Origin of the sequence: Enterobacter cloacae complex sp. P47BA, from assembly GCF_014930485.1 — a bacterium.
In the GTDB taxonomy this organism is placed as follows: Bacteria; Pseudomonadota; Gammaproteobacteria; order Enterobacterales; family Enterobacteriaceae; genus Enterobacter; species Enterobacter bugandensis.
On sequence record NZ_JADBRF010000002.1, the window covers coordinates 173,979 to 186,280 of the forward strand.

Below are 12,302 nucleotides of genomic sequence, written 5' to 3' on the forward strand. Positions count from 1 at the left end.
CCGAAACCTTAGAATTACTCTACTAGAAATACATTTTCATCAGGCATATAGATCAAGAGCTGACAATCCCTAAGTTCTGCATAAATCCTCAATAGAAACCATACTTTTTATTATGGTGTGATGGATATACTCGCAGACAGTCCAGCCACCAATTCAACTCCCTCCGGCAATCTGTCAATATGAATCCGAACCGGGATACGCTGCGCGAGCCGCACCCAGCTAAAGGTTGGCTCGACATTAGGCAGGCCAAGCCCCCCGGTCTCGTCATTGTTATCATCTATTCCGCGTCCGATACTCTCAACATGACCCGTGATCACCGGCTTAAATCCCATCAGCGTAATGTGTGCAGTATTTCCCGTGCGGATATGTTGCAACTTAGTCTCTTCAAAATAGCCAACCACCCAAAAACTATTGGCATCAATGATGGAAACTTTAGTTTCTCCCGCTGTGGCATAGTCACCAGGGCGAAGCCGCAAATGTGTGACATAGCCCGTAACCGGTGACCGAACAATAGCATGCGATAAGTTAAGCTCTGCAAGGTCCAGCGCAGCCAGTGCACCGTGGTAATTAGCCGCAGCGACGCTGGCTGCGCTGGCTGTTTGTTGTAAATCCTCGCTGGAAATCACCCCTTTAATCTGAGAGCGTCGCCTCGCCGCATCCTGGCGCATCAGCATTTCATGACGTTTCGCCTCAACATCAGCCTGGGCGCTGACCACTGCCAACCTCAACCAGTGCGGGTCAATGGAATAGAGCACATCGCCCCGATTAACCCACTGATTATCGCGGACGGCCACATTCAGAACCGGTCCAGAGACATCCGGCGCAATCTGGACCACATCCGCACGAACCCGACCATCGCGGGTCCAGGGGGTTTGCACATAATGTTTCCAGAGAATAAAAGCCAAAAGCGTAGCAACCGCCACAGCGCTGAGCGTCAGCAAATAGCGGCCCAGTAGAGAAAGTAACGATTTCATTTTAAAAACCCCAGTTCGGTCAGTCCCTGCAATAACAGGTAAAAAGTAATAATAAAGATGGAAAAATCGATCATCGGGCGAAACGGCAAGCGACGGTAACCCTTGCTTAGCGAGAAAAGCTGCACGAGTAATAGCGTACAGGTGAGCGCGACGAGGGAAATTAACAGTAGACCGGGTACAAAAACGCCCTCAATATTGAAATCATTGATCATCGACAGGCTCCATTTCCTGAGTGCTTAATGCGCAGTACAGATCAACCAGTTGATTAACATGATGCCGCGATAGTTCATCTGCTACGGACAGGCTACGCTCAGTCAGGCTGACAATCCGTTCAAGTAAGGTGTTAATATCCGTCGAGTGTGTAAGACAATTGAGAACCTCTTTTATTTCTTTGTCTGCATGCGCATCCCATCGGCGTAATCGCATTACACACAGGCCTATACGCAGGGTGTGCAAAAGATGATTCAATGCCTGTTCTGATGACTGTCCGCTGCGCGGCAAACGTGGCAGTATCAACGCAGCCCGATCGATCATCAGGTTGATCCAGAGAGTTTCATCAGTATTCAACACACCTTTCACGCTGCGGTTAATATCGCGCTGGCATAATTTAAGCAGGCGATTTATTGCCGCATCTGCCTGCACAGTCTGCAGAAAGCCCATGCTGAATACCGCAAAGCCAGTTGCAGAAAATAATGCGATAGAGGTATTCACCGCCACGGCAAAATCCCCGCTGTAATGAGCACCCAGCTCGCACAAAATAGGCAGCGTCAGTGTGATCCCCATCGCCATAAACGTGGTGGGCGGCCTTGCCTGGAGCGATCCGGCAAGCAGATATACCGGAGCTAGAACCACTACCAGCACGATAAAATCACTGACTTGCGGTAGGAGAAAGAAGCTGTAAATCAGGCTTATCACAACTCCCCAGAGGGAACCAATGATGTATTTCACAATATGCGGGGCAGGCGTATCGAAGCTGCCAAACAGTGTGCAACAAACGCCAAGGATAGATACTGCCGTACCGCCATCAGGCCATGCCGAGAAAATCCACACCATGCAGCCGCTCAAAATGATGGTGAAAGCGCCCAATGCGGTGCGGGCAGCAGTAAGAGGATCGCGGTGGAATACATACCCTTTCACGGTATTCATTTCTGAGTGCGCAGGCATCTGATTCGCGTGATGAATGGCATCCGAAAGACGATAGCACTGCTGCACGAGGACAATGGCCTCTGTCAGGTAGCGCATAAAACTTACATGCAGTGCTTCTACAAACGTCAACTCATGTACGACATAGCGCTGCAGTAATTTTTCACTGCGTTTTTTGAGCTCTTCCCCCTCGCTTTTAAATTTTCCTTCATCTTTGCAGGCCAGCCAGACCTCAACATCATCCATTAAAATTTGCACATCGAAAGGTATCTTCGCTATCAGCGCTAAACGGTCACGTAACTCACAGTTAACAATGACTAATCGCGCAAGCCTGTCATGAAGCCTTTTTCTCGCTTGCCGGACCGGTACAGAGAACGCAAAATCATAAGGGATATGATGGCTGATGCCCTGCAGGAACTGCAATGCCAGTGCCATATGCAGCGGCGAGGAAACAGGATCGGGTTTGCCTGTTAAAGTCTCTGCGATACGCTGTCGCGCCGCGAGCAGCGTCTGCGATAATTTACTGTTGAACTGGCCTGAGATGCGCGCGGGCAATACATAGCGATGGATAAGTGCCGCGCAGAAGATACCGATCATGATTTCCTGTACCCGAGTGATAGCGATTTCAAAAATCGCGCCAGGATCGGATACAGCAGGGAAGCCAATCAGACTCGCAGTGTAACCAGCAAGGACAAAACCATAGGCCCGGGGCGTACGTTCCAGCAAGGACAAATAGAGGCAGAATGTAATCCAGCCTGCCAGTATCACGCTGCAAAATACGGGGGAATTCACGAACGTGGGTACAATTAATACCGTCATGCCAGCGCCAATTACCGTTCCCACCAGACGATACAAACTTCTGCTTAGCGATGCTCCGACGGAGGTTTGGGAAACAATATATACGGTGATAATTGCCCAGGAAGGCCGCTCCAGGCCAATTGATAATGCAATATAGTATGCGAGCATCGCAGCGGTAAAACTCTTCGCCGAATAGAGCAGAGCGTTCGCATCATTCAGTAGTGAAGGAGAAGCCATACCGTGAAGACGATGGCATATCGTGTGTAAAAAAATGAAAGTAACTCGCGTTAATTTTTTCATGCCGGAAATTATTACCGGCTTGCATATCTACTTAAATACTCTATTCTGTCAAAAAATACCTAAATGTTGCCAATCTATGTTACCCCCACTTGCCAATACGCTGTTCGATCCGGATACCACCTCCTGCCCCGCAGTCGCGCGTCATTTGGATTTTGTCGATTACGCGGCCGAAGTGCCTGTGCATACGCACCGCAAAGGGCAATTGATTATTGCCCTCTATGGAGCGGTCATTTGTCGCGCCGAAAATGATATCTGGATCGTGCCGCCTGATTGTGCCGTCTGGATCCCTGGGGGAGTGCCGCACAGCGCAAAAGCTACTTGGAATGCGCATCTCAACTATCTTTTTATCGAGCCTGGAGCCGCCGAGCTGCCGGAGCGATGCTGCACTCTGGCCATTTCTGGTCTGATCAAAGAACTCATTGCCCGTTTAACCCACGAGGGCGTCGGATACCCACCAGAAAGCCATCTAGCCAGACTGACCAGAGTAACACTTGATGAATTAGCCACCATGCCTCAGCAGAAACTGAGCCTCCCTGTGTCGTCGCATCCTAAAATCCGCGCCATGGCCGATGCTCTGGTCAGTCAACCTGATGACCGAAGCACATTCAAAACATGGGCAAAAAGACTGGCGCTTAGCGAGCGTTCTCTCGCGCGTTTAATGCTGCGCGAAACCGGGTTGACGTTCGGACGCTGGCGTCAGCAACTGCAACTGATAATTGCTCTCCGGGAACTGGCTAGCGGCGTTTCGGTTCAGAATGTTGCAGCTAATCTGGGGTATGAATCGGTTAATGCGTTTATCACCATGTTCAAAAAAACCATGGGCAGTACACCCGCACACTATTTTGCCGAACGGAAAACAAGCGCACACTTAACCGATATTTAGCGACATCAGGTTTTCCAAGAAACCAGAGGTGAGTCATAGAGCTGCCATATCCGTCTCCCTATGCGGGGGATCACACTACAGAATCTTTACCGCATGGAACCTCCAGCCAGGACTATATTGCCTCAGCCGCCTTAACGATAAAAAGAATCAAAGGACGGTATTATATCTGTTGGATCGGTCTATACATGATCGGGAAGCACAATCAATTCAGCATTGTGTTAAGGAAGTAGTTGAGCATATATGTTTCGACCACACAGAACACTTCTATGGCGATGCTTCATAGCGCATTACCGCCACAGTGGTAACGCCCCCCCCCCTGACTGAAATTCACAATGAATGTATTTAACCGCATCTTTTTATTGTCCTCATTATCACGCTAAGTCATGACACCATTGCAGCAGCGAAACGCTGAAAACTACACAGCAGCACAACTATCCTTCTCCACATCCTTATACAACTAATAACTTATTATTTATTCACTACAAAACCGTACTAAGGATCTTCCCATCAGTAATAAGGTGCTATCGGCTTTTCCTAAGCTTACTGCTGTGTTCTTTTATTTTCTCTGGACATGCACCAGTCATTCCACAATAGGAGAATACAATGACATCACATCAGTTGTTACGTTTAAAACAGGTCGAAGAAAAAACCGGTTTGAAACGCTCTCAAATTTACTTGTATATGAAAAATGGTTCGTTCCCACGTTCAATAAAAATTGGCCCGGCCAGTGTGGCCTGGCTCGAATCGGAAATTGATGAATGGATCAACCTTAAGTTAGCCGGACGTTAGATCAGTTAAAAATGTCCGTTTATTTGCTCAACTTTTCCATATGGATTGAGGAGATAACAGAATGATTCCATTAATTAATTACACCATCTTAACTGATGCATTGCACGCTCTGAAAGAAGGCAATATTCGTCACTGTAAATCCCTCGGATTTACTTTCGACGAAATGAATGCTCTTAATCAGTTATCACTCGATGAACTGTTTACGGTCAGCCGGGCGGCAGTTCCCTTTGTTTCGGTCAGTGTCCGCCATGATGTTCTGCATCATTTACTGGCGCAGGCCCGCCAGGAATACCAGCATCAACAGGAGATTAACCGTGCTATCCGCCTGGGTGGCTCTATCTCGTTGCTCAACCACTATTTTGGCCTGACATCAAATGAAGTCTGCCTTCGTCGCCGGTTGCTGAGTGTCAGCGTGCCGTATGGGCGGACGCCTGAACCAGATGAAGAGACAGATGCCGAAATCTGGAGGCAATGGCAAAAATGTCGGGTGGATAACCTTGAATCCTCCGACGCGCTGGCCGCCATGATGCAGGTGACGGAAAAGCTATTGCCGGACGCCGAAGGTCTGTCTCTCACCACCATCTGGAAGCGCATCACACTCTGCGAAAAGGAAGCCGCCAACAGGAGGGCATCAAATGCCGGATGAGATCGACCGCGATCAGGAGTTCAATGAACAACGACTGGAAGAGATGATTGAACAGAGCCGTTTCAAACCAGGAACAACACCATCATTATTCCACTGCCGTTTATGCGGTAAACCTATTCCTGAAAAACGACGGCAGGCACTACCAGGCGTAACAACCTGTACGGAATGTCAGGATAAACTTGAACGCCGTCGTTGTTAAATGTGAACCAAAAGACGTATGAGTAATAAATGCTCATACGTCTTTATCTGTATCAGAAAGTAAAAATAAATCCCCATAATTTACTTCAACTTCCTTTCCTGCTCTCCAATTTCTTTATTTATCCATCCGACTAACTCTTTCATTTTTGTTTTGAGTTTATCGTTTATGACTCGATCCAGCCCCCTCATGCTGAACACGCCATTACAGAATGGTTGCCCTAATGGACGTTAATTCGTCCGGGCCGGGTATTGCTCTTTAATAATACGGAACGGGCTGTCACAAAACCACAATTCAGGGTGCCGCTGAATGTTCTCGCTGACCCGTTAAAACCGGAATGCAGAATCGGGACGTGATCGAAAAATATTATTTTCTACCATTTTATTAAAAGGGCTCATCATGAGAAAACCCGATTATTATGCATATGTTGCCCAGGAAAGTCAGCCGGATACTCAGGGCGAGAAAAATACGTACTGGACAAAAGTCGGCGTTGCCTTTGCTCACCACGGTAAAGCCGGTCTGAATATTGTCCTGACGCCCGGTATTGCCGTCTCCGGCAAACTAGTCCTGCTGGAACCTCGCGAGGAAAACAGTCCGCAGCAGAGTACGGCTCCTGTCGAAACCGCGCAGTAATCCCTTTGATTCTGACTCCACAGCATGCAGCGTCTGCAGACCCTGCATGCTGTCTGCTTTCTGAGGCCATCATGCTTTCCACCACTGCCTTTCTGGCGGCGGCCATGCAGTGCGCCGCCAGCATTCATCCGTCCACGGCACTCGACGTGGCGCGGGTGGAATCCGGTTTTAACCCGTATGCCATTGCCGAGATTGTCCCGAACTCCGGAGAATCTTCCGGCGATAAACACGTTAATTCTCACCAGCCAGCCAGTCGGGGAGAGGCAGAGCATATTCTCCGCAGCCTAATGGCTCAGGGCCGCCGTTACTCTGTTGGACTGATGCAAATCACCAGCACCAATTTCCGCCATTACGGCGTCACGGCCAGCGACCTACTTAACCCTTGCATCAATCTGTCGGTATTTGAGCGCATTCTCGCCGACTGTTACCGGCGCGGCGGCACCCTGAAACGAGCACTCAGTTGTTACTACTCCGGCAACTTTGAAACCGGACAGCGACCGGAATCCGCCTTTAACCAGACCAGCTACGTACAGCGCATTGGCTATGTCGTCCCGTCCACGCGGGAAGACCGGCACCGTGCCCCTGACCGGAGTGTACAGCCCTCTGTCCGTTATCCCGCCGTTGTGCTGCGCGGCGAGCCTGCCGGTGCCACTGCGCCGATCCTGACTTCTCTGCATTATCCCGGTGCCGTCATTCGCGGCGCTATCCCTGTTATCCCTGATGAGGATAAATGATCATGCGTAAACGCCGTTACTCCGTTGTTGCTTCCGTGCTGCTGCCTGCCCCACTGCTGGCGGCGGACAGCGGATTTAACAAGGCCAATGAGACACTGAGCAATACTTCGACCGGCCTGCTGGGACTGGCCGCCGTCACCATCACGCTGGCGACCATGTGGGTGGGCTACAAGGTGCTTTTCGACGGCAAGAGCCTGCACGATATGCGTAACGTCATCATCGGCGCGATCCTGATTGTCGGCGCGTCCGGCTTCGGTGCCTACTGGGTGTCATAAGCGAGGTAACGATGGCTACGCTGAATAAAGCACTCACGCGGCCTGCCGCCATTATGGGTATTCCTCTTGTGCCGTTCGTTCTCGTCAGCGGGGCCATCGTCCTGCTGGCGGTCTATGTCAGCTATTACCTGGCACTGTTGCTGATCCCGGCCTGGGCGGAAATGAAAAATAAAGCCCGGAAGGATATTCATTATTTCAGTCTGCTCTGGCTGGCATTTAAAACCCGTGGGCGACTTTTCACCAGTAAGCATTTTGGCGCGAATGCCCTTCTGGCAAACCAGTACGATAATGTTGATGTGTCGGAGTTTATTCAGAAAATGAAATTAAACGAGCGTATTACGCTGGATAAATATATTCCGTATTCCTCCCATATTCACCCTTACGTCATCAGAAACCGTCACCGTGATTTGGTTGCCACCTGGGAACTGGGCGGTACAGTCTTTGAATGTGAAGACGAACATCACCTGACCCTGATGGCCACGCATCTGAACAATATTATCCGCTCGTATGAAGGTCTGCCGGTAACATTTTATATTCACCGGCTCCGTGAAAAATACCATGATGCTTTTGAAGCCTGTTCGGGCATACCCTTTTCTGATGACGTGACCCGGCGGTATTACCAGCCGGTAAAAGAAAAACCGTTCTGGCGGCACCGGCTGTTTTTCACCGTCTGCTACGCGCCGTTCTCTGCGATTGAGAAAAAAACCATGAAAGCGCAGTCGCACGGTAAACGCCAGCCAGCTCTGGATGACGCGCTCAAAATCATGCAGGAATACCGTGAAGCACTGGAATCTTCATTATCCCGCTATATGGCAACGCCGCTGGGGATATATGAAGAAAACGGGCGGGTATATTCCTCACAACTGGCGTTCTTCCACCGCCTGATCACCGGCCAGTGGCAGAAAGTGGCCGTAACGCGCTCGCCGTTTTATGAAACGTTAAGCACGCCGGACGTGTTTTTCACCACCGACACCGGTGAATGCCAGACGGTCAGCGGTTCCCGCTTCTTCCGCAGTCTGGAGATTAAGGATTATTCCCCGGAAACCCACACCGGCATGCTGGATGCGCTGCTGTACGCCGAAAGCGAGTATGTTCTGACGCAGTCCTTTACCTGCATGGCACGGGATGAGGCACAGCATCATATCCGGCTGGCGGAAAAACGGCTTAACTCCACGGACGACGACGCGACTTCCCAGCGCGAAGAGCTGATTGTCCTGCGCGACCTGCTCCAGTCCGGACATGTGTCATGCGGTAAATTCCACTTTTCCCTGCTGGTCTCCTCAGACAGTGCCGGACAGGTGGTGAAGGACACTAACGTTCTGGCCCAGCCCTTCGCCGATTTGGGTATTATGACGACGCTTTCCACCCTGTCACTGCCAGCTGCATATCTGGCGCAACTGCCGGGCGTCTATATGCTGCGTCCCCGACTGGTGGCCGTCAGCAGCCAGAATTTCGCCGATATGGCCTGCCTGCATAACTTCCATCCCCACAAACGTAGCGGCAATCCGTGGGGGGAAGCCATCGCCATCCTCACATCTCCCGGCGGTGGCGGGTATTACCTGAACCTGCACGACAGCCAGGCCGGACGGGATGACACTGGTGAGAAAACGCCGGGGAATACGGCGATTATCGGGAAAACCGGCTCCGGCAAAACCCTGCTGATGACCGTCATGCAACAACTGATGCAGAAATACCGTAACCCGGCGTCGTTTGCGCCTTCTGCCACCCTCAAACGGCTGACCACGGTGTATTTCGATAAGGACCGGGCGGCGGAGATGGCGATCCGCCAGGCGGGCGGGCGTTATTTCCGTATCCGTACCGGCGAGCCCACCGGCTTCAACCCGTTTGCGCTGGAGCCAACCCGCCGGAACATCAGTTTTATCAAACGGCTGGTGCGCATGCTGTGCCGCCGCAACGGTAAGCCGCTCGATCCGCGCGATGAGGAGCGGATCAGTGCCGCCGTTGACACCATCATGCTGGACTATCCGCCGGAGTACCGCCGGTTCGGGATCACCCGGCTACTGGAAGTGCTGCCGGAGCCGCCGACCACAGACGCCCGCACCAACGGGCTGCGTATTCGCCTGAAACAGTGGGCGCAGGGGGGCGAGTTCGGCTGGGTGTTTGATAACGAGGCCGATACATTCACCATCAGCGATGTCGATAACTTTGGTATCGACGGCACCGAATTTCTGGATGATGACGATATTCGCGGCCCCGTGACCTTTTACCTGCTGTATCGCGTGACCAGCCTGCTGGACGGTCGCCGCCTGGTGATGTTTATGGATGAGTTCTGGCGCTGGCTGGCCGATGTCGAATTTTCCCGCTTCTCGCTCAATATGCTGAAAGTCATCCGCAAGCTGAACGGTATCTTCGTTCCGGCAACACAGTCACCGGATGAAATCGTCAAACATCCCATAGCCCCGGCGATTATTGAGCAGTGCGGTACCCAGATTTTCCTCGCCAACCCGAAAGCCAGCCATGCGGATTACGTGGAAAAAATGAAAGTACCGGAAAGTGTTTATGACACGGTCAGGAATCTGGATCCGGGCGAGCATTATATGGTCATCCTGAAAACACCGCTTCGGGCCGGGGAAACCCGCCCGTTTATGGCGATGGCGAAAATGGATCTGTCCGGACTGGGTAAATTCACCCGGCTTCTCAGCGGCAGTGAGGACAACCTGAAAATATTCGATGCCATTTATCAGGACGGTATGCGACCTGATGAATGGAAAGATACGTTTCTTGACCGGGCAATCTGAAAGCCAACCGGAGGTAATATCAATGCGTTCCAGGAATCACCTTCTGGCATTATCGTTATTTTTCTCAGCACAGACGTTCAGCGCCGGAATACCGGTTTTCGACGCCGTGCAGAATACCGAATCCATTAACCAGTGGATGCAGAAACTACAGCAATGGGAAGATACGGTTACCCATTATAAAAGTGAACTTGATGCATATAAGAAACAACTGGCTACCGCAACCGGCGTGCGGGATATTCAGGGTTTTCTCAGTGATGCCCGAAGCCTGAAAACCGATATTGATAATCTCCGTAAGAATGATATTTCACTGGATGATCTGCTGACCACGCAGAACAGTTCATATTCTGCTGAACTGCAAAACCTTTACAGTAAATACAAATCGTTCAGCGTATGCAGCCCGGAACAGGAAGGAATAAAATCCCAGTCTCTGGCCGACAGTTGTAAACAGATGATCCTCAATCAGGCAATGGCGATTGAGAATACCACTGACGTTGAAAACAGGATCAACAGCACACTCAGCGACATATCAGACTTATCTGACCGTATATCGAATGCGCAAGACTCGAAAGAGTCTCAGGATCTGGCTAACGCCATCGCGGCGAAAAGCGTACAGTTAAATGCGCTGACGAATCAGTGGGAGATGTCTGTCAGACAGGCTGAACAGCGAACGACATTGCTGGAACAGCAAAGACAGAAAGCCTTTGAACAGCAGCAGCTAACGGCACCTGTTGCTGACCTTAATAATTTATAAGGAGGTTATCCGTGCTCAGATCCTTATTCACCTTATGCATACTCTCAGGCGTTATCGTGCTCTCCGGCTGCAAGGAAACCAAATCCGAAGCCTGGTATAAACAGCATCCTGACGAAACTTATGCGGTTTATACGCAATGCCTGAAGGATGGCGAGGCAAGCGATAACTGCGAATTTGCCCACCGGGCAGCACTTATGTTTGCACAGGAAGGCCAGCCCGGGGTTAAGGAGAAATTTGAGGCGATATTTCAGCAGGAAGCTGAAAAACGAAATGCTGTGACACAGTAATTTTTCCTTCAGCAAAACAGGGAATTCTCCCTGTTTTTTATTTCCTTTCTTTATATATCAGGTGAGGCACCATGTCCGGTGGTATTTTTGTTGGTATGGACAAAAACATCATGAATGGACTGAATGCCGTACTGGAAGGCCAGTCTTCCACTTACGGCACGATGATCAGCGTCATCATTGTCAGCTCTTTTACCTTATTTATACTGTTTCGCGGTTATCAGACGCTGGCTGGCAAACTCCGGACCCCGGTTGAAGATATCGCCTGGGATGTGGGGCGAATGCTGCTTATCACCACCTTTGTGTTAAACCGGGATGGCTGGCTGGATATGGCGGTAGCGGCTATCCAGGGACTTAAAGACGGTATCAGCGGCGATGATAACGTCTGGGCGCTGCTCGATACTGTCTGGGAAAAGGCACAGGCGCTGGGGCAAAAGTTATTTAATATGGACACCTCAACTTACGTCAAACTGAATGGCGGCCTTGCCGAAGTTCTGGTATGGGGCGGCTCTATTGTCCTGCTGATGGCAGCCACCTTTGTCAACCTGCTCGCCGAAATCACCATCCTGTTAATGACGACCACCGCGCCGCTCTTTATTTTCTGCCTGCTGTACGGTTTTCTTAAGCCGATGTTTGATAACTGGCTGAAAACGATTTTCGCGGCAATATTAACGGTCATGTTTTCCGCTTTATCCATCCGTATCGCCATTAATTACCTGAATAAAATACTGGATGCCGCAGCAAAAACATCCGCTGAAACCAATATGGTCACGCTGGCAGCGCAGTGCCTGCTGGCCGGGATAGCGGCGGGTGTGGTGGTCTGGTTCTCCGCGAAGCTCGCCAGCGCACTCAGCGGGGCCGCCGTACAGGCGGTGCTGCAGGGTGCAGCCATGAGTGGCCTGAGCGGACTGGCGAATAAATCCGCCAGTCTTGCCGGGCCGGGTGTAAAGGGAGGTGCCCGCCTGGCTGCGAAAGGCGGCATGGCCGTCGCCGCGGCGACAGGCAGGCTCACCGGCGCAGGCGTGGGTAAAACCGTGAGCGCCTGGCAGAAACGCGCCGCCGCCATCGAAAGTATGAAACGCCTGAACCGGCAGCGTTACCGTTAATCCTCCCGGCTGTTAATTTCCTTTCCCCGTC

The 12,302-nt window shown here is 51.1% G+C and carries 14 protein-coding genes; 11 read left to right on the forward strand and 3 right to left on the reverse strand.

The window, feature by feature from the left end:
• Positions 1-110: 110 nt before the first annotated feature.
• From IM299_RS04295 to IM299_RS04305, 3 genes are read right to left on the reverse strand one after another with little or no spacing between them, the layout of a single operon-like run.
• Positions 111-974, reverse strand: coding sequence for an HlyD family secretion protein (locus IM299_RS04295; protein WP_004899294.1), 864 nt, complete (start codon positions 972-974; stop codon positions 111-113).
• Positions 971-1,186 (reverse strand): DUF1656 domain-containing protein, encoded by a 216-nt coding sequence (locus tag IM299_RS04300; protein ID WP_004899298.1) that lies wholly within the window; start codon positions 1,184-1,186, stop codon positions 971-973. Before IM299_RS04300 ends, IM299_RS04295 begins: the two co-directional genes overlap by 4 nt.
• Positions 1,176-3,215, reverse strand: a complete 2,040-nt coding sequence (locus tag IM299_RS04305) for an FUSC family protein (RefSeq protein ID WP_049097165.1) — start codon at positions 3,213-3,215, stop codon at positions 1,176-1,178. Before IM299_RS04305 ends, IM299_RS04300 begins: the two co-directional genes overlap by 11 nt.
• Positions 3,216-3,291: 76 nt before the next feature.
• Here IM299_RS04305 and IM299_RS04310 point away from each other — a divergent pair, with 76 nt between their 5' ends.
• The 11 genes from IM299_RS04310 to IM299_RS04360 all read left to right on the forward strand — a co-directional run bounded on the left by IM299_RS04310 (position 3,292) and on the right by IM299_RS04360 (position 12,271).
• Positions 3,292-4,098, forward strand: coding sequence for a helix-turn-helix domain-containing protein (locus IM299_RS04310; RefSeq protein WP_049096918.1), 807 nt, complete (start codon positions 3,292-3,294; stop codon positions 4,096-4,098).
• 603 nt (positions 4,099-4,701) lie between these two features.
• Positions 4,702-4,887: an AlpA family transcriptional regulator gene (locus IM299_RS04315; protein WP_032936812.1), complete on the forward strand. Its 186-nt coding sequence runs from the start codon at positions 4,702-4,704 to the stop codon at positions 4,885-4,887.
• A gap of 61 nt (positions 4,888-4,948) precedes the next feature.
• Positions 4,949-5,533 carry a DUF2857 domain-containing protein gene (locus IM299_RS04320; RefSeq protein ID WP_032936811.1) on the forward strand — a complete coding sequence of 195 codons (585 nt, stop codon included), beginning with the start codon at positions 4,949-4,951 and terminating at the stop codon, positions 5,531-5,533.
• Complete coding sequence (locus IM299_RS04325) at positions 5,523-5,732, forward strand: TraR/DksA family transcriptional regulator (protein WP_048211278.1); 210 nt, start codon at positions 5,523-5,525, stop codon at positions 5,730-5,732. The genes IM299_RS04320 and IM299_RS04325 overlap by 11 nt, the downstream gene beginning before the upstream one ends.
• 396 nt (positions 5,733-6,128) lie before the next feature.
• Entirely contained in the window at positions 6,129-6,362 is a 234-nt protein-coding gene (locus tag IM299_RS04330) for a hypothetical protein (protein ID WP_049096916.1), read from the forward strand.
• Between the two features lie 71 nt (positions 6,363-6,433).
• Positions 6,434-7,096: a lytic transglycosylase domain-containing protein gene (locus IM299_RS04335; RefSeq protein WP_049096915.1), complete on the forward strand. Its 663-nt coding sequence runs from the start codon at positions 6,434-6,436 to the stop codon at positions 7,094-7,096.
• Complete coding sequence (locus IM299_RS04340) at positions 7,093-7,371, forward strand: TrbC/VirB2 family protein (RefSeq protein ID WP_049096914.1); 279 nt, start codon at positions 7,093-7,095, stop codon at positions 7,369-7,371. Before IM299_RS04335 ends, IM299_RS04340 begins: the two co-directional genes overlap by 4 nt.
• Positions 7,372-7,382: 11 nt before the next feature.
• Entirely contained in the window at positions 7,383-10,130 is a 2,748-nt protein-coding gene (locus tag IM299_RS04345) for a VirB3 family type IV secretion system protein (protein ID WP_120763963.1), read from the forward strand.
• Between the two features lie 22 nt (positions 10,131-10,152).
• Complete coding sequence (locus IM299_RS04350; RefSeq protein WP_090049478.1) at positions 10,153-10,881, forward strand: type IV secretion system protein; 729 nt, start codon at positions 10,153-10,155, stop codon at positions 10,879-10,881.
• A gap of 11 nt (positions 10,882-10,892) precedes the next feature.
• Positions 10,893-11,168 carry an EexN family lipoprotein gene (locus IM299_RS04355; protein ID WP_090049480.1) on the forward strand — a complete coding sequence of 92 codons (276 nt, stop codon included), beginning with the start codon at positions 10,893-10,895 and terminating at the stop codon, positions 11,166-11,168.
• Between the two features lie 71 nt (positions 11,169-11,239).
• Positions 11,240-12,271 carry a type IV secretion system protein gene (locus IM299_RS04360; RefSeq protein WP_049096909.1) on the forward strand — a complete coding sequence of 344 codons (1,032 nt, stop codon included), beginning with the start codon at positions 11,240-11,242 and terminating at the stop codon, positions 12,269-12,271.
• The last annotated feature ends 31 nt before the right edge of the window (positions 12,272-12,302 follow it).

Bases quoted from the DNA above. Each gene is read 5' to 3' on its own strand.
- IM299_RS04295 (WP_004899294.1), bottom strand. From the start codon at position 974: ATGAAATCGTTACTTTCTCTACTGGGCCGCTATTTGCTGACGCTCAGC.
- IM299_RS04300 (WP_004899298.1), bottom strand. From the start codon at position 1,186: ATGATCAATGATTTCAATATTGAGGGCGTTTTTGTACCCGGTCTACTG.
- IM299_RS04305 (WP_049097165.1), bottom strand. From the start codon at position 3,215: ATGAAAAAATTAACGCGAGTTACTTTCATTTTTTTACACACGATATGC.
- IM299_RS04310 (WP_049096918.1), top strand. From the start codon at position 3,292: ATGTTACCCCCACTTGCCAATACGCTGTTCGATCCGGATACCACCTCC.
- IM299_RS04315 (WP_032936812.1), top strand. From the start codon at position 4,702: ATGACATCACATCAGTTGTTACGTTTAAAACAGGTCGAAGAAAAAACC.
- IM299_RS04320 (WP_032936811.1), top strand. From the start codon at position 4,949: ATGATTCCATTAATTAATTACACCATCTTAACTGATGCATTGCACGCT.
- IM299_RS04325 (WP_048211278.1), top strand. From the start codon at position 5,523: ATGCCGGATGAGATCGACCGCGATCAGGAGTTCAATGAACAACGACTG.
- IM299_RS04330 (WP_049096916.1), top strand. From the start codon at position 6,129: ATGAGAAAACCCGATTATTATGCATATGTTGCCCAGGAAAGTCAGCCG.
- IM299_RS04335 (WP_049096915.1), top strand. From the start codon at position 6,434: ATGCTTTCCACCACTGCCTTTCTGGCGGCGGCCATGCAGTGCGCCGCC.
- IM299_RS04340 (WP_049096914.1), top strand. From the start codon at position 7,093: ATGATCATGCGTAAACGCCGTTACTCCGTTGTTGCTTCCGTGCTGCTG.
- IM299_RS04345 (WP_120763963.1), top strand. From the start codon at position 7,383: ATGGCTACGCTGAATAAAGCACTCACGCGGCCTGCCGCCATTATGGGT.
- IM299_RS04350 (WP_090049478.1), top strand. From the start codon at position 10,153: ATGCGTTCCAGGAATCACCTTCTGGCATTATCGTTATTTTTCTCAGCA.
- IM299_RS04360 (WP_049096909.1), top strand. From the start codon at position 11,240: ATGTCCGGTGGTATTTTTGTTGGTATGGACAAAAACATCATGAATGGA.